Origin of the sequence: Antarctobacter sp. (assembly GCF_048262615.1) — a bacterium.
In the GTDB taxonomy this organism is placed as follows: domain Bacteria; phylum Pseudomonadota; class Alphaproteobacteria; order Rhodobacterales; family Rhodobacteraceae; genus Antarctobacter.
Map to the genome: position 1 here is coordinate 32849 of NZ_JBLXFB010000023.1, position 20283 is coordinate 53131.

Here is a 20283-nt window from a genome sequence, read left to right on the forward strand (position 1 = left end):
ACTCAGGAGATTTGTCATGCATATCTTTCAAAGCCCCGGCCTTGCCGATCCCAACGTAAACGACGCCGCGCTGACCTCGTGGAACGCGCAGATCCGGTCCCTTGTGGACGGTCACCGGGTCAGCCCGTTTCTGGTGCTCGACCCCCGCGACATCAAGGACGGCGACATCGCCAATTCGGTCAAATGGCCGGGAAACCCGCGCGAACCGCTCGATTGTCTGGGCGAGGACTTGGCCACGAAACTGTCGGATTGGGGTTGGCCCGGCCGGGCGGAACTGCACAACGAGTATCTGGAATACACGCTGGTGATGCGCCCCGACGCCAATGGCAAGCTCCGCCCAAAGCGATTTGTCGCCACAACCGAATTGATGGAGTGGTGGTTGACGATGGCGGTGTTCGACCTCGAGTATTTCCTGCTCACGATCAAGAACATCACCGGGCACGCCTACACCGCCGCAGATCTTTTCCTTCTCCAGCCGGACCAATGGGCCGCCTTGCCCGTTCAGGCCCGCGCAGAGGTGTTTCATCGCCGCCTTGTTGGCCTCGGCCGCACCCAGCCGCCCGAACATCCGCTGAATATCGAACATGTTCTGTTCATGTCAGAGAACATCAATGGATTGAACGATCTGATCTTTGTGGTCCATTTCGGGTCCTTTCCCTACGCCGTGACCGAAAACAGCAGCCGCAGGCGCGCGCGGATCGAAGAGATTTTCCTGTCGGTCAACCGGCCCGATCTTTTCTGCCGCAACGCCGATCCCGGTGCCGCGCAGGGCGCCTACGATCAGGCGTTCATTCCGGGGTCGACCCCGCCGCAGGGCAAGGCGCTGGCCTTCGCCGATCCACTTGGCATGTACATGCGCGGGTTGACGACAACGGATCTGCGGATCGCCGGTGCGCCGGTGCCGAATGACTGGGTGCGGTTTTCACGCGGCGTCGACACGATGCATATGCGGCTGGAATTCGGGCCCGACGATGACGACCCCCGCTTTCTCGATGAGGTGGTGGCCGGCACCGGTGACGCCGCACCGCCGATATCGGGCTATTTTCTTGCCCGCGAGATCGAAGTCGGCCCACGGGTGGTCATTGGCCGCACGCCGCGCGCCATCACCGCGGCGGAGTTCGAGGACATTCCGGCGGTCACGGCACAGGACGCGATCACATGCGGTTTGCCCGGCAATGCGCGCTGCCGCATGATCTCGGACTTTGCAGACCTATTCGAGAACCCGCTGGGTATCGTTCCCGGAACGCGGGGGCAGCGCGATGGCTAAGTTGCAGGACGGCATATACTGGGATCATGATCAGGTTCCGCCGCGCCATTTCGCGATCATGTTTCTGCGTGTCGCCGGGCGTCCCGCCGCTGCGGAGGTCGATCTGGCGCTGAGCGATCTTGTCGCCATCTGGCGCGGCCTTGCCTCCGGGCAGGTCCCGCACCTGCCGGGCACCACTGTCCCGGCCAGCGGTTTTACCTGGCTTCTGGCCTTTGGCCGCAAGATCTTTGACATCAAGGGGGCCGCGCGCAGTGCGCCGCGCGGCCTCACCCATACCAACGTTGTCGAAAGCGCGTTGCCCGGCGGCGGCGGGGCCGTGGTGCTGGGCGGCGGAATTGACTACGCGCCCGATGTCACCCGAAATCCCGGATCCGAAGAGATTGCGGTGCAGTTTCTGGGCGACACACCTCTGGCGGTGGCCCGTGCGGTGGTGGAAACCGAAAGCTATCTTCAGCAGGCGCGCGCGGCGTCAGGCGGCCTGTCGCCGGTGCATATGGGCGCGGTCTATACCGGCTTCAACCGCGAGGATCACCGCAGTTGGATCGGTCATCACGATGGCATTTCAAACCTCGAAGCGGGCCGCCAGCGTCAGGATGCCATCGAAGTCCCGCCTGTCGGGCTTGACCCGAAAGACCGCTGGACCGCTGCGGGCACCTATCTTGCCTTCATGCGGCTGGATGTGGACCTGCCGTTGTGGAACGCGTTGCCACGTCAGGACCAGGACTTTCTGGTGGGCCGGGACAAGATCACCGGATGTCCGTTCGGATCAATCGACGCCGCCGGTCGGCCAACGGCGGTGGTCGGCTGCCCGGTCCTGGGGACACAAGGCCCGACAGATCCATTGAACGCGGCGTTCCGCGAACCGCCGGATGGCGTTCCGCAACAGCTGCGGGAAAGCCACGTACAACGGGCAAACCACCATCAGGACCCGGCAAGCCGCCCGGAAAACCAACGGTTTTTCCGTCAGGGATATGAGTTTCTCGATCCCCCGGACGGCACGCGCCCGCTTCGGGCCGGTCTCAACTTTGTCAGCTTTCAGGCGCAGATCTCGCGGCTGCGCGACACGCTGCGGCGCAACACCTGGCTTGGCGGTGTCAATTTCGGTGGCGCGCCCGGTCCCAGACTGATCCACGCGCGGGCCGCCGGCTTTTATTTCTGCCCTGCGGACGGGGTGCCGGATGAGGCCTATCCGGGTCAGTCGATCCTGCGTGCTCAGGCGATGTGATCGCGATGCCCCGAGATGATCGGCAGGGCCTTGATCACGGGAAGGGGAATGTCGGCCGCGGTCATGTCGAACACCGCGACGGTCCGGCCCGCGACCTTGGCCGCGGCGCTCAGCGCCGCCGCCAAGGTGGGGCTGGGCGCGGTCCAGGCGTCCGCGTCAAAGGTGGCCCCCGGACGGATTGGCCGGTCGGTGGACGCGCCTCGGTAAAGGTGGAACAGCCGCGCCTCGTGGTCGTCCATCGCACGCGGGATGTTCCCCTTGAAGTCCAGCGTGACCATGTTGCGCCAAGAGACCACCGCCTCGCTGGCGGCCTGCCAGACCCCTGTGCGCACATCGCCGGAAAAAGCGGTGCCATAGGTGGGGCGACCGTTGTCACGGTCCGAACAGACCGCACGAAACAACAGGCCAATTCCGGTTGTTTCGGCCACATGCACCTCCAGCTTGCGCAGATTGCCATCGAGCCATGTCGTCAGGTCCGACGGCAAGACCTCTGGCGGCAGCACATGGGTATAGGCGTCGCGGTCATCAAGCCCGTGTTCGAGGCATTCCAGCACGGCCCGCAGGGCCGCAGCCTCGGCCGTCGGACCCGCCGCCGCCCCCTTGGAGGTGATACGCCCGTTGCTGGCGGGCGCGCCCAGCGCAAGTGCATCGCGCCGAACCATGTGGGTGCCGCCGTCGGAAGCCAGCAGGCTTTCGCAGGTGTCGGGCAGGCCGTCGCAGTATTGCAAAGCGTAGCGTTCTATCGCCTCAAAACCCGAAATCTGCGCGGCCTGTGCCGGTGTACGGGCAGCGCCAAAGGCCACGCGACGCGCCATTGCCCCGGCGGGCGGACGGGTTCCGGCTCGCAGTTCAAGGAACCGGAACGCCACATGAATAGGTGCGCCGTGCGGGAACTCCGCAAAAGAGGGTTTGGAAATGAGCCTTGCGGTTTCGGCCAGGTCGATCAGCGATTCAGCCATTTTCATTTCCGGAACAAAACAGAAGGAGGTATACCAATGGTTGTAGACTTTGACGGAGGGGATTTGAAATGGCCAGATTGAAACTGAACCCGAATTACGCGCTGAAGGATCTGGGCAAGGAGGTTCTGATTGCGGCGCAAGGCAAATATTCCGGCAATCCGACAGTCTTTGGATCGGCAGAAGCCAATATCAGGAAGATGCTTGCGGATGATGGGAACCTGCTGCTCGAAAACCCGACGGTGGAATTCGTCTACGACAGCGAGGACAAGGTCCATATCGTCGTCCCCTATGTGGGCGACAAGGTCGTGCGCGATCAGGACTTTTTCCCCGAATTCGATCTCGACCACCTCGCCGCCGAAACAATGGGCTTTATTGTCATCTTCGGTTGCGCCAAATGAGCCTGGGACCGCGACGCGCCTGATTGTCGGCCATGGCCAAGGCGCGGACCAAGATATTCCTGTCCGGCCCGCTTCAGATCATCTGTGACGATGGGCGCGATGCCACGCCGCGAGGGACCAAGGCCAAGGCGCTTGTCGCCTTGGTCCTGCTGTCCAGCAACGCCATTCGCAGCCGGACATGGCTACAGGACCGGCTGTGGAGCACCAGCGCGCCCGCGCAGGGCGCCGCATCTCTGCGCAAGGAACTGAGCGTTCTGAGCAAACATTTCAGTGCGTTCGGCCTGACCTTCTTTCAGATCGGGCGCGAGACAGTCGCGATCGACCTGTCTGCGGTAGAGGTCGATGTTTTCGAAGACCGGCCAATGTCCGATCGGGCGGAACTTCTCGAAGGGCTCGACGTGGGCGATCCGGAATTCGAGGACTGGTTGACGGTGGAACGTCAGGCCTACTGGGAAATAGAGACCGCAGACAACGCCCCAAATGGCATGCCGTTTCGCCGAAACGCCCCCGCGCACTGGGGGCGGCAGCGGCCCGCGGTGGTCTTGGAACCGATGGAGGTGGTCGGAGAGACATCCGACATCGCCGTTGTGGCGACCTCTATTCATGATGAGTTGATGTTCCTTCTGGGGACGCTGTCAAACATGATCGAGCTGCGCGATTCCCGGCGACAGCAGGGCCCGGTGGACGGCTATATCCTGAGCGGCAGCGTCGTCGGAGCGGAAGGTTTGAGAGTGGCGTCGCAACTGACCGCAACGGCGGATCGGACTTGCCTTTGGACGCAACGATGGCGGTTCCGGGGGCAGGACACCTTTGACGCCGTCGAAGGCATTGCCGTCAAGGTTGTCGAGGCCCTGCAATTGCAGCTCAACGATGGCCACTGGACAGAAATCTGGTCCGGTCGGGCGACCACAACAGAGGCCTGGACCGCGTTTCAACGTGGCAGGGGGTTTGAAGGTCAGGCCAGCCGTGATGGTTTGGCCCGCGCCATTCGGCAGTACCACATCTGTCTGGAGCAGGACCCGGACTATCTGCCCGCCAAGGTCGCCATCGGCTTTTGTCGGCTGGACCTGATCCGGCTGGGGATGGACGTAACCCCCGAGCAGACGCTGGCCGAGGTCGACGATGCCTGCGCCCTCCTGCGCGCGGCGCATCCCTCCGACCCCTATTGCGCCGCGTTGGAGGCCTTTATCCGCAATGTTGCGGGCAAGACCGAAGAGGCCTGTCACCTGATGCGGCAGGTCTTGGAGCGTTTTCAGAACAGCCCCGAGCTGCTGGGCTATTATGCCGGTCTGCTGGGCTATGACGATCAACTGGAGGCCGAAATCGCCGTGTACCGGCAGGCGCTGGCCCTGACGCCACATCCACCGGTCTGGATCGAGGCAAACCTCGCCATGGCGTTGGCGCTGAATGCCGATCAGGCGGCGTGGCACCATGCGCACAACGTTGTCCGGGTCGATCCGGACAACGTGCGCGCGCGTGTCGTGCTCTGCGCGTTGTCAGTGGACGGCGGCAATCACTCGCTTGCGCGACGGCACGCGCGGCGCATCGCCGACTTGCAACCGGGGTTCACCGCCGCACGCTGGGCCTGGCCCAACTGTTTCAAGAATGGCGATCACCATGCGCGAATGGCGCATTTGCTGGCAACGGCGGGTCTTTAGGCGCGCGCACCAAGGCGGACCACGCAGATGGCCCGGCGCAAAATATCCGGCAATCCGCACCCCAAGCGCCGCGCCGCCGCATCGGTGCACCGGGGACACCGCCACCCGATGACAAAGGTGAAATGCCCAGCAGGCGCTTTCGCATCACTGGTGCCGCCCCAATGGCAGGGGCCGCGCGGGCCCAGACAATCGGCGGCTTTCACGAAATCAAAAGCTATTTGCGTCAGACCGATTGCCATCTCAGGAGTTACGGTCATGCCTACAACCTTCACGCCTCCGGGCACTGAATTCGCCACCTCGACCGGCGAGAATGTGAACTGGGACCCGGACTGGAGTTACTTTGATCACCCGCCGGACTCTGGCGCGACCCTCGCCATAACCTCAAACGATGGCGATCTCGACCCCGGCAAATTTGAAACCGGCGAATCCTATGATCTCTCATGGACAGGCCATGGCGGCGGAAACATCGAAGATGCCGTGGTCATTCGCTCAGACTATCTTGGCCCCGGACAGGGTGTTGTTGTGTTCGAGGGCACCAATACCGATACGGGTGAGCTCGTTCAGATCGTCTGGACCCCCTCGTTCGATCTGGGATCGTGGTATCACAACCATAGCGCAGACTCTTCCTCTCGCCCCGCATTCTGGACCTCTGACCAAGACCCCGAGAGTTTTCAATTCGCATGCTTTGCCAAGGGGACGATGATCGAAACGCGCGATGGTCCGCGCGCCGTTGAAACCTTGCGCGCGGGCGATCTGGTGATGACGCTGGATCACGGCCCGCAGGAAATCCTGTGGACCCATTCCAGCGATCAACCGCTGGAAAACGCGGACACGCAGTCGAAACCCGTGCTGATCAGGGCGGGCGCCTTTGGTCCGGGCCGGCCAGCGCGCGATCTGGTCGTTTCCCCCCAGCACCGGATACTGGTTGGCGGACAAGACCAGATCGAAGGGCTGTTCGGGGACGAATGTCTGGCCCCCGCCAAGGCGTTGGTCGGTTTGCACGGCATCCGGTTCATGAAAGGCAAACGCCGCATCACTTGGGTGCATTTTGCCTGTGCCCGCCACGAAGTGGTGTTTGCTAACGGTTGCGCGTCGGAATCGCTGCTATTGGGACCAATGGCGCTGCAACCGCTGACTCCCGGCGAGCAGGCTCAGGTCTTTGGGACGTTCAGCGCCCACCAGACAGAGGCAGAAGCCTTGAACGGGCCCCCCGCCCGCCCCTGCCTGAGTGTCGGTTCGGTCCGTCAGCAAATTGACCCGCACGTCAGGCCGACGTCACGGCAAAAAGCGCAGGAAATCCTGAAATGGCATATCGACCTCGCGGTCGAGACAGCCCGGACACGGGACAGTTGCCCAAGACAGTCAGGCCTCCGCGGGTCGGATTTCAGGGCGCGGCCCTGAGGGACACCAGACGGGCCGCCGCCCCGTCATATGTCGATGTCGATGTCGCCAAGGATCAGCGCGAAAGAGGCGCCATGCATGTCACGGTCGAAAATGGTTCCCTGAATTTCCGGGCGCGGCAGGCTGAACTTGACGACATTCAGATCCGGCATGTCGAACCGTTTGAGCGTCGCCGGATCGGTCCCGAACACCTGCGCCACGCGCCCGGTGTCCAACCCGCCCGACACCCGTGCATAAACCTCGGGCGCACCGCAGAAGATGTCGACCGTCAACCAGAACGGTCCGGCGTTCTTGGACCGGACCTTGGGGACCAGATCGGCAAGCTTGCTCATGCGCCCAACTCCTCGGTGGTCAGGGTAAAGGCCGCCATCGGATCGTCCAGCACCAGCACATGGTTCAGGCAGAATTCGTAGATCGCCCCGCGTGACATTTCCGCCGGTGAAAACGGAAAGGCAAAGGTCGGCATTTCTTCCTGCTCGGTCAGCGGATGATGCAGCAGATAGGGATTCAGCATCTTGGCCACCTCGCGGCTTTGCGCCTCTGTGGGGGCGGTGACGATGCCCAGCACCCCGACTTCGCTGCCGACAACAGGGCCGGTGTCAAGCGGGCCAAGGGTGGCATCGACACCGATCAGGCGCAGTTCCATGGTGAATTCGCCGCCCACACGGTCGCGGGCCTTGGCGCTGCACTTGGCATGGATGTCGTCACACCATTCGCGGATATGAGCCACGTACCGCGGGTCACGCACCAGCGCCAGTGAGACGGTCTGGTAACCGCCCAGCAGCGCGCCTTCCAGTTTTACGGTGTAGGTGTCGGAAGGCACCCATGCGCTGCCCTCGACCCGCACCCGCCTATCGTCCAGCGCGGTATAGCTGGCCCCGCGCACGTCCAGATGGCCGCCCGGTTCATACAGAATATAGGGGTCAGAGTTTTCATACAGCATATGGGCGGACACGGTGTGCGGCGTGGCGCGTGCCTCTGCGCCCATCGGGGTCATGGTGAACCCGGTTTCGTCAAACGCGATCAGGATGGTGCCGGAATTGGGGCTGGTGGTGGCCAGCGCGCCGCATTCGCCGATCTTGGCCCCGTGCCACGCGCCGCCCGCGTGACAGCCGCGCGCCAGCGGCAGGGCCGAGATGATCGCCGTGTCCGTGGTCCGGCCCGCGATGACGATATCCGCGCCGGTGTCCAGCGCGGCCTGAACCTGCTCGGCTCCGGCCAGCGCCACGATGTTGGTGCAGGCGCGGAACGTCTCAGCCGTCACCTCGGGGGCGGCGGCCAGCGGTGTGATGCGCCCGGCCTCGAACGCCTGCGCCATGGCCTCGGGCGACTGGCCGCTTTTCAGCACCGCCAGCTTCAGCGAGGCACCGGTTTCGGCGGCGATCTCGCGGGTGATCTCGACCAGCCAGTCGACCGCATCATCCGCGCCACAGGTGCCTGCGGTGCCGATGATCAGCGGCACGCCCGCCTCGGCCCGCGCCGCCATCAATTCGCGCCACTCGGCCTTGGTCGAGCCGCGCGAATATTTGGAGGTGCCAGTGCCCAGATAATGCGGCCCGCTGTCGGTGGACCCGCCGTCAATGGCGATGATGTCGGGCCGCTCGGCGATACCACGGGCCAGCGCGGCCCGGTCATACCCCAGCCCCAAAGCGCCGGAGGGGATCAGTACCTTGACCATCAGTCGGTGATCCTCTGCGGTTTCTTCATGATGCCGCGCAGGAACATCGGCGCGACAAAGCCAGCGACAGCGACAACCCACAGCGATATGGCGATGCCAGAGCTGAACAGATAGGTCCAGTCGCCATCCGACAGCACCATGGCGCGGCGCAGGCTGTCCTCCATATGGCCGCCCAGCAGGATGCCAAGGATGATCGGCACCGTCGGCACGTCCAGCTTGCGCAGCACCCAGCCCAGCGCGCCAAAGCCCACCATCAGCAGCAGGTCAAAGTACGAGCCCGACAGCGAATAGATGCCCACGAAAGAGATCATCGTCACACCCGGCAGCAGCACCCAAGGCGGCACGCTGAGGATCTTGACGAAGATCTTGACCATCGGGACGTTCATCAACAGCAGGACAAAGTTCGCGATCAGCAAGGAGGCGATCAGGCCCCAGACCACCTCGGGCCGTTCGGTGAACAGCGTCGGGCCGGGGGTGATGTTCAGCGTCATCAGCAGCGCCAGCAGCACCGCGGTGGTGCCCGATCCGGGCACGCCCAGCGTCAGCATCGGCACCAGAGCGCCGCCGGCGGCGGCGTTGTTGCCTGCCTCGGGGGCGGCGACGCCCCGTGCGACGCCGGTGCCGAACTTGCCCTTTTCACCGGCAATGGATTTTTCCGACATATAGGCCAGGAACGACCCCAGCGAGGCCCCTGCCCCCGGCAAGACCCCGGCGACAAAGCCGATCAGGGAACTGCGCAACTGCGTCCACTTGGTGTCCCAGATGTCGCGCCACGGAACGGTGACCTTGTCCAGCTTGACCCCGATCGAGGTGTTCTTGCCGTGGCTCTCGATGAAAAAGAACACTTCGGCGATGGCGAACAGACCCACGATGGCGACAAGGAAATCAATTCCGTCGAACAGGTGCATGTTGCCGAAGGTCAGGCGCGGCAATCCGGAGTTGTTGTCGACCCCGATCATCGCGATTCCCAGACCGATACAGGACGCTATCGCCGCCTTGGCCTGATTGTTCGAGGCGATGCCACCCAGCGTGGCAAAGGCCAGCAGATAAAGCGCGAAATATTCCGCCGGGCCGAACTGGAAGGCGATCCGCGCCAAGAGCGGCGCCAGCAGCATCAGGCCGACCGTCGACAGGAACGCGCCGGTAAACGAGGCCACGCCCGAGATCACCAGAGCATCGCCCGCCCGGCCTGCCTTGGCCATGGGATAGCCATCCAATGTGGTCATCAAGGCGGGTTCGTCGCCCGGAATGTTCAGCAGGATGGAACTGATCCGCCCGCCGTACATCGCGCCGTAATAGACGGCTGTCATCAGCACCAGCGCGCTGGTCGCATCCAGTCCCATGGAAAAGGTCAACGGGATCAGGATCGCCACGCCGTTCGACGGCCCAAGGCCCGGCAGCGCGCCGATGATCGTCCCGATGAAACACCCAAAGACGGCCAGCATCAGGGTAAAGGGGCTCAGCGCGATGCCAAAGCCGATCGCGAGGTTCGAAAACAGTTCCATGTCGACATCCTCAGCCGTGCAGGACGGCCGGCAGCGCAACAAGGCCGAGGCCCAGCGCGAATTTGAAAATGATGAACAACCCGACCGACAGGCCGACACCGGCCAGCGCGGCCGCGCGGGGGCGCGGGCTGATCTGATAGCTCAGGATCGCCGCCGTGATCGCGGTCGGCAGCAAGAAACCCAGCGGTTTCAAAGCGTAGGCATAGCCCACCAGAACCACCACGGCGACAAGCAGCGCGCCCAGCGTGCCCAGAACCGGCCATTCCGGGTCCGCGTCCGGGCGCAGGACCACAAGGATACCGCAAAGGGCGGCCACGCCTCCGACGATGAAGGGAAAGGTGCGCGGGCCGACCGGATCGGCCAGAAAGCTGGTCTGAATCTGTGTGGCGCTGGCAATATATGCCAGCGCCACCAGGGTCACGACCGCTCCGAAGATGCGGTCCGAAACCATTACTGGATCACCCCGATCTCTTTCGACAGGGTGCGGATTTCCGCCACGACACCATCGACATAGGTCTGGAAATCAGCGCCGACCTTGGTGAACGGTGCAAGACCGTTCGCGGTCATCGCGTCTTTCCACTCGGCGCTGTCAGCGACCTTTTGCAGACGCTCGGCCCACATGTTGAAATCGTCGTCGCTGATGTCCTTGGGGACATAGAGACCACGCCAGTTCACGGCGACCACGTCGATGCCCTGCTCCTTGGCGGTGGGGATGTCCTCAAAGCCGGGAACCCGCTCTTCGGTCAGCACGGCAATGGCGCGCACATCGCCCGACTTCAGAAAGCCGACAACTTCGGACATGTCGCCGGTCATCGCCTGGGTAAAGCCCCCCACGGTCTGGGTGATCGCATCCGCGCCGCCGTCGACACCGATGTATTTGATCGCCCGCACGTCCGTCACACCGGCGCGTTGCAGGATCATCAGCGGCTTGAGATGGTCAAACCCGCCCACGGCAGAGCCACCGGCAAAGGCGATCTTGCCCGGCTCGGCCTTGATGGCGTCGACCAGATCGTTCAGCGACTGGTAGGGGCTGTCCGCCGCCACCACGATCACACCCGGATCGGCACCGATCGCCCCGACAAAGCGGACCTGATCGGCGGTCATGCCGGCATAGGCGTTCTGTGCCAGCCGGGTCGAGGTCGCCGACGAGGCTGCAACGATCAGGTCGGCGTCATCGCCGCGTTCGCTGACCACATGGGTAAAGGCAAGACCGCCACCGGCGCCCGCCATGTTGGTGACCTGCACAGGTTTGTCGACGACGCCGATGTCATACATGATCTTGCCGATCTGGCGGCAAGTGAAATCCCAGCCACCGCCGGGGTTTGCCGGGGCGATGCACTCCGCCGCATATGCAGCGGACGCGCCAAAGCCCAACACGGCGCTGGTCACCAGCGCCTTGAGTACGTGATTTTTCATATTTTCTCCTCCCGTTTGACACAACGTGCCGTGTCCAACATGCTTAAAGGAAATCCTGAACCTGACAACAACCTGTCACGTTCCTAAAAAGGTTGCCGATGCGGTTCCTGCTGATCGAAGACAGCCCCAAGCTGGCCCGCGCCGTTGTGGAACGGCTGCAACTGGATGGACACGCGGTGGATCATGCCGAAACGCTGGACGCCGCCAGCGCCTGTATCGCCGTGGCGGACTACGATCTGATTTTGCTGGACATCATGCTGCCCGACGGCGACGGGCGGGATTTTCTACAGCACCACCGCGAGGCGGCGAACAAAACGCCCGTCATCGTCATCACGGCGCGTTCGGCGGTGTCGGACAGGGTGGGACTGCTGGATCTGGGGGCGGATGACTACATCACGAAACCCTTTGATTTCGCCGAACTGGAGGCCCGCTGCCGGGCCGTTCTGCGGCGACAGGGCGGCCCCGCCGACAACCGCAAAAGCTTTGCCGGAACGGTTCTTGATTCCAGTGCCGCCGAATTGCAGTTTTCGGGCAAATCCATCCCGCTGCGCAATCGTGAGTTGCGCCTGCTCGAGGTGTTCTTCAACGCGCCGGGACAGGTATTTTCCAAGACCTATCTGCTCGACCGGCTGTTCTCGCTGACCGATGAGGCCAGCGAAAACGCCATAGAGGTCTATGTCGGACGGCTGCGCAAGCGTCTTGAAGGTTCGGGTACGATCATCGAAACCGTGCGCGGTCTGGGCTATCGCATGGTCGCCGCGTGAACGCGCGCGGATCGATCCGTCGCCGGCTGTTCTTTCAACTTGCGGGTGTGGCCGCGCTGTTGTCTCTGGCGTTTTTTCTGGTGCTGCGCAGCGTCGCGGAACGCGCCGCCGAGGGCACGCAGGACGGCATTCTGGCCGCCTCGGCCACGGCGATGGCGGATAGCCTGCGCAATGTGGCCGACGGTGTCACGCTGGACCTGCCCTATTCGTCGCTGTCGATGCTGGGCTCTGTCGGGCAGGACCGCGTGTTCTACCGCGTGGTCGTGGATGGCCAGACCCTGACCGGCTATGACGACCTGCCGCTGCCGCAAACCATCCCCTCCAACGGCGAGCCGGAGTTCGATTCACTGGTCTTTCGCGGCGACAAGGTGCGCGTGGCCGTTGTCAGTCGCACGGTTGGCAATCTGGGCAGCCTGATCCGGGCGGACGTGGCCGTCGCCCAGACGCGCGAGGCGCTGGAGGCCACCTCACGCCGGATTACGGCAATCGCCACCGGCGTCGGTGCCGGGTTCTTTGTTCTGGCCACACTGCTGAGCCTCTGGGCCGCGCAATCGGCGCTTGCGCCCATCGACCGGATGACCGCCTCGGTGACACGGCGCGGGCCAAAGGACCTGCGCCCGGTGACAACGGACACGCCTAGGGAACTGGTGCCGCTGGTCGATGCGCTCAACAGTTTCATGTCGCGATTGCGCGCCTCATTGCTGCGGACCGAGGATTTTATTGCCGAAGCGGCGCACCGGGTCCGCACGCCGCTGGCCACCGTGCGCACGCAGGCCGAAGTGACCCACCACAAACTCACCAATCCCGAGCATAAGGCCGCCATCCGCGAGATGATCCGCGCCATCGACGAAAGCTCGCGGTCGGCGGGGCAGATGCTGGATCATGCCATGGTGACATTCCGCGCCGACAGTCTGGCCAAGGACGCGCTGGATCTTGTCCAGTTGACCGTTGAGGCGTGCAACCGCCTTGGACCCACCGCGGAACTAAAGGACAACGCCATCCTGCGCCACCTGCCGGATCACCCCGTGACCTTCCACGGCGACGGCATCCTGCTTCAGGCCGCCTTGCTGAACATTCTCGACAATGCGATCAAATACTCCCCCGCCGAAAGCGACGTGCTGGTCCGTGTGACCGAAGGCGAAGAGATCTGCCTGTCCGTCACCGATGAGGGACGCGGGTTTGGCGGCGTGGACGTGTCGCGCCTGACGGAACGCTACCAGCGCGGCTCCAACGTGGGCGACATCGTCGGGTCGGGCCTTGGGCTGACCATCGCCCATGACGTTGCGCGCGCCCACGGCGGCCGGTTGTCGATCTCCGAAAACGCGAAAGGACAGGGCGCATGCGTCTCGCTTTTCTTGCCGCGCTGATATTGTCGGCTCTGGCGTTGCCGGCCGCCGCGTTCGAGATCGAGGACAGGGTGGTCTACCCGTCCACCACACCCGGCCCGCTGCTGCGCATCCTGTCGACCACGGACCGCGAGGCGTTTGAGCCGATCATTCTGGCATTCCAGGCCGAACACCCCGGCATAACGGTGGATTACACAATCGCCAGCACCACAGAGCTTATGACCGCGCTCCACAACGAGGGCGCGGCCTTTGACCTTGCGATTTCCTCGGCGATGGATCTGCAAACCAAGCTGGCCAATGACGGCTTTGCCGTGACCTACAGCGCCGCAAACACCGGCGCATTGCCGGAGTGGGCCAACTGGCGCAAACAGGTCTTTGCCTTCACGCAGGAACCGGCGGTGCTGGTCCTGTCCGACAGGTTTTTCCCCCCCGGCACCGCGCCGCGCACCAGAGACGACCTGATCGACCTTTTGCGCGCCGACCCCGACCGGTTTCAGGGCCGCGTCGGCACCTATGACATTCGCAGTTCCGGTTTTGGCTATCTCATGGCGACGCAGGACAGCCGCAACAGTCAGGCTTTCTGGCGATTGATGGAGGTCATGGGCAGGCTGGAGGCCAAGCTGTACTGCTGCTCCGGCGACATGATCCGCGACGTATCCAGCGGCGAGCTGGCGCTGGCCTACAACGTGCTGGGCACCTATGCCGCCGCGCAGCAGACGCTGGGGGACGGTATCCAGATCGTCGTTCTGGAAGACTATGCCAATGTGATGATGCGCACGGCGTTGATCCCGGTGACCGCCGAAAACGTGCTGGACGCGCAGAAGATGATCGATTTCCTCATCACGCTGGGGACGCGCCCCGATCTGGTGGCGTCCTCGGGGCTTGCCGCCATCGATTCCACGGTCCTGCGCGAAAACACCGCCCTGCGCCCGATCCGCTTTGGCCCCGGACTGCTGGTGTTTCTGGATCAGTTGCGGCGCAAGAACTTTTTGCGCAACTGGCAGAACTCATTGGTGCAGGAATAGGCGGGGCAAATCCCGGCGTTCTTGCCCTGTCATCCGTCCCCGGTGTCCAGCGGATGGAAGCAGGCCACCTGCACGCGCCCCTGCCCGTCCAGAACCGGCACCTCGGCGCGACAGCGCTCTGACGCGCGCGGGCACCGCGCCGCAAAGGCACAGCCGGGCGGCGGGTGAAGCGGATCGGGCAGTTCGGTCTCACGCCCCTCGGGGGCGGTCAGCGGGCGGCCAACCACTGGCGCGCTGTCGGCCAGCAGGCGCGTGTAGGGATGGCGCGGCGCGCGAAAGATATCCTCTGCCGGGCCGAGTTCCACAACGGACCCAAAGTAAAGCACCGCGATCCGGTCGCTGACCGCCTCGACCACCGCAAGGTCATGGCTGATGAACAGGTAGGTCAGGCCAAATGCGCGCTTTAAATCGGCCAGCAGGTTCAGCACCTGCGCCTGCACCGACACATCCAGCGCCGAGACCGGCTCATCCAGAATGAGAATACGTGCCTGCGCCGCCAGCGCGCGGGCAATCCCGATCCGCTGCGCCTGCCCGCCTGAAAACTCATGCGGATAGCGGTCAAGGAACTCTTCGCGCAGGTTCACGCTGGCGAATATCTCGGCGATGCGCCGCGCCCGCTGCGCCTTGTCCATGCCATGCAGATGGATCAGCGGCGCCTCGATGATCTGGCGAATGGTCTTGCGCGGGTTCAGCGAGGAAATCGGGTCCTGAAACACATACTGGATGCGTTTGCCAAACAGCGCTGGATCGGCATTGTCCAGCGCCGCGCCGTCAATTTCGATCGTGCCGGTGGTCGGCTCCAGCAGCCCCACCAGCATCCGCGCCAGCGTAGACTTGCCACAGCCCGACTCCCCCACGATGCCCAGCGTCTCGCCCTGCGCTACGTTTAACGTGATCGGATGCACCGCCTTGACCGAGGCCTTGGGCGCGCCGAAAAGCCCGCGGCCGACGGGAAAGCTCTTGGACAGGTCGGTCAGTGTCAGCGCGGCCCTCATTCGGCGGCCTCCGTCAAAGGGGTCACGGGATGCAGGCAGCGCACGGCGCGCGCGCCCTGCCGGTCCAGCAAGATCTCACCAGCGCGGCAATCAGCCTGCACCCGGTCACACCGGTCGGCAAAGGCACAGCCTTCGGGCAGGTTGTCGACCACCGGCGGCAGGCCCGGAATCGCCTCCAGCCGCCGTTTGCCGCCGCCCAGTTCCGGCACGCAGGCCATGAGCCGTGCGGTATAGGGATGAGTTGGGGTTTCCAAAACCGATTGGGTCGGTCCCTCTTCGACAATCCGCCCGGCATACATGACGGCCACCCGATCACACAGCTGCCCGACCACGCCAAAGTCATGGGTGATAAAGACAATCGCCAACCCGCGTGAGCGACGCAGATCATCCAGCAGCGACAGGATCTGCGCCTGAACGGTCACGTCCAGCGCGGTGGTCGGCTCATCCGCGATGATGATATCGGGATCATTGGCCAGCGCCATGGCGATGCCCACCCGCTGCCGCATCCCGCCGGACATCTCATGCGGGAAATCCGTCAGCCGCTGTTCGGCGTTGGGAATGCGCACCGCCTTAAGCAACTCGATAGCGCGCGCCTGCCCTTCGCCCCGCCCGATGCCATGATGCGCGCGGATCGCCTCGATCAACTGGTCGCCGATACGGTACAGCGGATGCAACGTGGCCTGCGGATCCTGAAAGATATAGGCGACGTTGCGCCCGCGCATGTCGCGCAACTTGTGATAGGGCGCGCCGATCAGATCGCTGCCGTCGTAGCGCACCGCCCCGCCGGTGATCACACCGGGCGGCGAGGCCACCAGCCCCATGACCGACAGCGCCGTGACCGATTTGCCCGACCCGCTTTCTCCAATGATGCCAAGGCATTCACCCGGTTTGACGTGTAGCGACACGCCGCCCACCGCGCGATAGATCCGGTTGCGAACATGGAACTGCGTCTGCAACGCCTGCACCTCCAGCAGGCCTTTGCCCTCTGGCCCTGGCACCGGCCCCTGCCGCCGGACCATGGTCGAGGCCATGGGCCGCGACAGCGCCCCGCTTTTCAACCGCGGGTCCAGAGCATCGCGCACCCCGTCCCCCAAGAGGTTGATCGCCATGACGATGATCAGGATCATCACCCCCGGCACCACGGAGGTGTGCGGGTTGGTGATCAGGGCAGAGCGCGCTTCGCCCAGCATTGACCCCAGATCCGCCTGCGGCGGCTGCGACCCAAGGCCCAGAAACGACAGACCGGCGGTTTCAAGGATCATCCAGCCGATGGTGGTGGACATGGCAATCACGATCACCGGCACCACGTTTGGCAGGATCTCCGTCAGGATGATCTTCGTGTTCGACAGCCCCGCCAGCCGCGCGGCGTCCACAAATTCCTTGTGGGCGATGCCCACGGTGATGCCGCGAATGTTGCGGGCAAAGAACGGCACATTGACCGCCGCCACCGCGATCAGCGCATTGAACAGACCGGGGCCCAGCGCGGCGACAATCGCCAGCGCCAGCAGGATATAGGGAAAGGCCATCAGCATATCGACGCCGCGCATGATCAGGTTGTCGGTCCGCCCGCCATAATACCCTGCGATGATGCCGATGGCGGCCCCCAGCGTGGCCGCGACAACCGCAGCGGCAAAACCCACCGCCAGCGACAGCCGCGTGCCCCACAACAGCCGCGACAGCAGATCGCGGCCCAGATGATCGGTGCCCAGCAGCGCGCCTTCGGAAAAGGGTCTCAGAAACCGCGCCGAGGTATTGGTGACATTCGGCTCTGCCAAAGGCAGCAGCGGCGTCACCAGCGCCAGCAGCATCACCAGCACCAGAACAATCCCGCCCGCCAGCGCCAAGCGGTTGCGCGCCAACAGCTTGAGAAACGCCCTCATGTCTTGATCCTCGGGTCCAGCAGGCTTTGCGCCACGTCCACGAGGATATTGAACATCACATAGCAGGCGGCCACAAAAACCACGCCTCCCTGCACCAGCAGGATGTCCCGCTTCAGGATCGCATCGACCAGCATCCGCCCAACACCGGGCCACTGGAAAACGATCTCGATATAAACCGCCCCCGACAGGACAAAGCCCGCCTGAATGCCCAGCACCGGAATGATCGACACCATCGCCGCCCGCAAGGCATGCCGCCAGATCACGCCACGCTCATGCACGCCCTTGGCGCGCGCGGTGCGGATGAAATCCTGCCGCAAGACCTCCAGCATGGCAGAGCGGGACAGCCGCGCAATCACCCCCGTCGCCACCACCGCCAGCGCACTGGCCGGCAACACAAGGTGGTCCAGCAAGGCCCAGATGTCCCGCGTCCCATAGATTGGCCACATGCCCGACACCGGGAACAGCCGCAGGTTCACCGCGAAATAGAGGATCATCATCATGCCAAGGAAAAACGACGGGATCGAAATCCCCAGCAACACCACAAAGGTGATCGCCTTGTCGCCCCAACCATACTGATTGGCCGCCGACACCACGCCCGCCGCGATCCCCAGCACGGAACAGATCACAAAGGCGGTGCCCGCCAAGATCAGCGTCGCGTTGAACCGCTCCAACACCTCGTCGATCACCGGACGGTTCAACGAAAAACTGGTGCCGAAATCCCCCTGCACCATATTGCCCAGCCAGATGAAATACTGCGCCACCAGCGGCTTGTCCAAACCCAGATCGCGGTTCAGCTTTTCGACATTCTCGGGCGTGGCGTAACTGCCCAGAATGGCCGTCGCCGGATCGCCCGGAATCAACGCCATGATCGCAAAGACGATCACCGTGATCCCCAGCAGCACCGGCACCGCCGATACCAGTCGTCGCAGGATATAGCGCCCCATGCGCGCCCCCCAATCCGAAATGCACTGCCCCGGTTTTCTTCTGTCCAGAAATATCCCGAGGGTGCGCGCCAAAGGCGCGCTTTGGGGGCAGAGCCCCCGCCGGTCCGGGCCGGGCTCGATGCCCGGCCCGCACCGCGATCAGTTTTTCACCACGTCATCCAGCAGCAAAAAGAACGACGGCTGCAAAGAGAACTCTTCGACCTTGTCGCTGGTCACCGCGTTCTGTTTCCAGTTCGCGACAAAGACCCAGGGCGCATCCTCCTGCACGATCACCTGCATTTCCTTGTACAGACGCGCGCGCTCGTCCTGATCGGTGGCGACACGGGCGGCCTCCAGCAATTCGTCCACCTTGGGGTTGGAATAATAGCCCGAGTTGAACCCGCCCTTGTCCGGCCAGGCCTCGGTCCGCAACGCAAGGAAAGGCAGCGTGTCCGGGTCGTTGGTCATCCAGGCCATCTCGGCCATGTCCGCCTTGCCCTCCAGCCCCGGATTGACGTTGCCAAGGAAGGTGTTCCACTCATAGGTCTCGATCTTGACGTCGAACCCCACCGCCTCAAGGTCGGCCTGAATGGCCGTGCCCATCGCCACCGGGTCCAACATGCCCGATCCGCCTTCGGTCACGTAGAAGGTCAGCTCGGCACCTTCGACACCGGCCTCCGCCAGCAGCGCCTTGGCCTTTTCCGGATCATAGGGATAGGGCTCCAGCGTCTCGTTATAGGCCCAGGCAAAGGCCGGGGGTGTCGGCCCTGCGGCCACGGCGGCGGTGCCTTCCAGCACCTCGTCCACCAGCGCGGTCTTGTTGATCGCATAGTTCGCCGCCTGCCGAACCAGCTTGTCCGCAAAGGGGCCTTCCTTGGCGTTCAGGATCAGGAACCAGACGTGCGGCCCGGCCTGCTCATGCACGGTATAGGCGTCGCCCTGAAACTCGCTCAATGCCACGGGCGGCACTTCGACCATCAGGTCGATCCCGCCGGCCAGCATCTCGGCGGTGCGGGTGTTGGCATCGGTGATGGGGCGGAAGACAACCGCCTGCAAGGCGGGCGCGCCGTCCCAGTAATCGGCGTTGGCCTCAACCACCACCGCCTCGTTCGAGCGCCATTCGGCGAATTTGAACGCACCGGTGCCCGACGGATTGCGGCCAAAATCCGCGCCATGCTGTTCAACCGCCGCCGGAGAAACGATCAAACCCGTGGGATAGGCAAGGTTCGACAGGAACGGCGCGTAGGGTCCGTTGAGGGTGAATTTCACCGTCGTGGCATCCACCGCCTCAACCGACTCGACCGCCGAAAAGAAGAAGGCCAGCGGGAACGGCCCGGTGTCGTGGTAGGGGTGGTCCTCGTTCAGCATCCGGTCAAAGTTGAACTTGACCGCCTCGGCGTTGAACGGGCTGCCGTCGTGGAATGTCACCCCCTCGCGCAGGGTAAAGGTGTATTCGGTGCCGTCCTCGGAGATGGTCCAGTCGGTCGCCAGCGCCGGTTCCACCTCCAGCGTGCCGTCCTTGTAGCGCACCAGCCCGTCATAGACGTTCATTAGGATGCGGAAATCGTTGACGGCTGTGACCGCCGCCGGGTCCAGCGCCTTGGGCTCGGCGATCTGGCCGACGATCAGAACCCCCGGCGGCGTCTGCGCCTGAGCGCCCGACACCGTGCCAAGCACGGGGCCAAGGGACAGCGCAAGCGCCGTCCCTGCGGCCAACACCCCGCGACGCGTGAATGAAAAGAGCGACATTGCGTTACCTCCGCTGTTGTCTTTGATTTTTATTTTTCATGATAAATTGCATCAGGCCAAATTTTCATGATAAATTCAAGCCTCATGATGAGGA

Annotated in this window: 18 protein-coding genes; 8 read left to right on the forward strand and 10 right to left on the reverse strand. The window is 63.6% G+C overall.

Features of this window, described 5'->3' with window-relative positions:
* The first annotated feature begins 16 nt into the window (after positions 1–16).
* Positions 17–1267 (forward strand): hypothetical protein, encoded by a 1251-nt coding sequence (locus ACN0S5_RS19360; RefSeq protein WP_417210457.1) that lies wholly within the window; start codon positions 17–19, stop codon positions 1265–1267.
* Positions 1260–2492 carry a Dyp-type peroxidase gene (locus tag ACN0S5_RS19365; protein ID WP_417210459.1) on the forward strand — a complete coding sequence of 411 codons (1233 nt, stop codon included), beginning with the start codon at positions 1260–1262 and terminating at the stop codon, positions 2490–2492. The genes ACN0S5_RS19360 and ACN0S5_RS19365 overlap by 8 nt, the downstream gene beginning before the upstream one ends.
* Here the strand turns inward: ACN0S5_RS19365 and ACN0S5_RS19370 are convergent.
* Positions 2480–3451, reverse strand: a complete 972-nt coding sequence (locus tag ACN0S5_RS19370) for a YcaO-like family protein (protein WP_417210460.1) — start codon at positions 3449–3451, stop codon at positions 2480–2482. The two genes, ACN0S5_RS19365 and ACN0S5_RS19370, sit on opposite strands and share 13 nt — an antisense overlap.
* Positions 3452–3519: 68 nt before the next feature.
* Between ACN0S5_RS19370 and ACN0S5_RS19375 the strand changes: the two genes are divergently transcribed.
* The 3 genes from ACN0S5_RS19375 (at position 3520) to ACN0S5_RS19385 (ending at position 6908) form a co-directional block, all read left to right on the forward strand.
* Entirely contained in the window at positions 3520–3849 is a 330-nt protein-coding gene (locus tag ACN0S5_RS19375; protein WP_417210462.1) for a hypothetical protein, read from the forward strand.
* A 32-nt stretch (positions 3850–3881) separates the two neighbouring features.
* Positions 3882–5507: a hypothetical protein gene (locus ACN0S5_RS19380; RefSeq protein ID WP_417210463.1), complete on the forward strand. Its 1626-nt coding sequence runs from the start codon at positions 3882–3884 to the stop codon at positions 5505–5507.
* A 255-nt stretch (positions 5508–5762) separates the two neighbouring features.
* Positions 5763–6908, forward strand: a complete 1146-nt coding sequence (locus ACN0S5_RS19385; protein ID WP_417210464.1) for a Hint domain-containing protein — start codon at positions 5763–5765, stop codon at positions 6906–6908.
* A 26-nt stretch (positions 6909–6934) separates the two neighbouring features.
* On the opposite strand, the gene ACN0S5_RS19390 is transcribed toward ACN0S5_RS19385, so the two are convergent.
* From ACN0S5_RS19390 to ACN0S5_RS19410, 5 genes are read right to left on the reverse strand one after another with little or no spacing between them, the layout of a single operon-like run.
* Positions 6935–7240, reverse strand: coding sequence for a DUF4387 family protein (locus ACN0S5_RS19390; protein ID WP_417210465.1), 306 nt, complete (start codon positions 7238–7240; stop codon positions 6935–6937).
* Positions 7237–8586: an acyclic terpene utilization AtuA family protein gene (locus ACN0S5_RS19395; RefSeq protein ID WP_417210466.1), complete on the reverse strand. Its 1350-nt coding sequence runs from the start codon at positions 8584–8586 to the stop codon at positions 7237–7239. The genes ACN0S5_RS19390 and ACN0S5_RS19395 overlap by 4 nt, the downstream gene beginning before the upstream one ends.
* Positions 8586–10091, reverse strand: a complete 1506-nt coding sequence (locus tag ACN0S5_RS19400; RefSeq protein ID WP_417210468.1) for a tripartite tricarboxylate transporter permease — start codon at positions 10089–10091, stop codon at positions 8586–8588. The genes ACN0S5_RS19395 and ACN0S5_RS19400 overlap by 1 nt, the downstream gene beginning before the upstream one ends.
* A 10-nt stretch (positions 10092–10101) precedes the next feature.
* Positions 10102–10542, reverse strand: a complete 441-nt coding sequence (locus ACN0S5_RS19405; protein ID WP_417210469.1) for a tripartite tricarboxylate transporter TctB family protein — start codon at positions 10540–10542, stop codon at positions 10102–10104.
* Positions 10542–11507 carry a Bug family tripartite tricarboxylate transporter substrate binding protein gene (locus ACN0S5_RS19410; protein ID WP_417210470.1) on the reverse strand — a complete coding sequence of 322 codons (966 nt, stop codon included), beginning with the start codon at positions 11505–11507 and terminating at the stop codon, positions 10542–10544. Before ACN0S5_RS19410 ends, ACN0S5_RS19405 begins: the two co-directional genes overlap by 1 nt.
* Positions 11508–11605: 98 nt before the next feature.
* Between ACN0S5_RS19410 and ACN0S5_RS19415 the strand changes: the two genes are divergently transcribed.
* Genes ACN0S5_RS19415 through ACN0S5_RS19425 form a run of 3 tightly spaced genes read left to right on the forward strand, consistent with a single transcriptional unit; the run spans position 11606 to position 14642 of the window.
* On the forward strand, positions 11606–12271 hold the full coding sequence (locus ACN0S5_RS19415) for a response regulator transcription factor (protein ID WP_417210471.1): 666 nt from the start codon (positions 11606–11608) through the stop codon (positions 12269–12271).
* A complete protein-coding gene (locus ACN0S5_RS19420; RefSeq protein WP_417210473.1) occupies positions 12268–13638 on the forward strand; it encodes a sensor histidine kinase N-terminal domain-containing protein in 1371 nt (456 codons plus the stop codon). Before ACN0S5_RS19415 ends, ACN0S5_RS19420 begins: the two co-directional genes overlap by 4 nt.
* A complete protein-coding gene (locus ACN0S5_RS19425) occupies positions 13611–14642 on the forward strand; it encodes an ABC transporter substrate-binding protein (RefSeq protein WP_417210474.1) in 1032 nt (343 codons plus the stop codon). Before ACN0S5_RS19420 ends, ACN0S5_RS19425 begins: the two co-directional genes overlap by 28 nt.
* A gap of 29 nt (positions 14643–14671) precedes the next feature.
* On the opposite strand, the gene ACN0S5_RS19430 is transcribed toward ACN0S5_RS19425, so the two are convergent.
* The 4 genes from ACN0S5_RS19430 to ACN0S5_RS19445 form a co-directional block, all read right to left on the reverse strand.
* On the reverse strand, positions 14672–15637 hold the full coding sequence (locus tag ACN0S5_RS19430) for an ABC transporter ATP-binding protein (protein ID WP_417210475.1): 966 nt from the start codon (positions 15635–15637) through the stop codon (positions 14672–14674).
* Positions 15634–17517 (reverse strand): dipeptide/oligopeptide/nickel ABC transporter permease/ATP-binding protein, encoded by a 1884-nt coding sequence (locus tag ACN0S5_RS19435; protein ID WP_417210477.1) that lies wholly within the window; start codon positions 17515–17517, stop codon positions 15634–15636. The genes ACN0S5_RS19430 and ACN0S5_RS19435 overlap by 4 nt, the downstream gene beginning before the upstream one ends.
* Entirely contained in the window at positions 17514–18461 is a 948-nt protein-coding gene (locus ACN0S5_RS19440; RefSeq protein WP_417210478.1) for an ABC transporter permease, read from the reverse strand. Before ACN0S5_RS19440 ends, ACN0S5_RS19435 begins: the two co-directional genes overlap by 4 nt.
* Before the next feature lie 138 nt (positions 18462–18599).
* Positions 18600–20189, reverse strand: coding sequence for an ABC transporter substrate-binding protein (locus tag ACN0S5_RS19445; protein WP_417210480.1), 1590 nt, complete (start codon positions 20187–20189; stop codon positions 18600–18602).
* Positions 20190–20283: the final 94 nt, after the last annotated feature.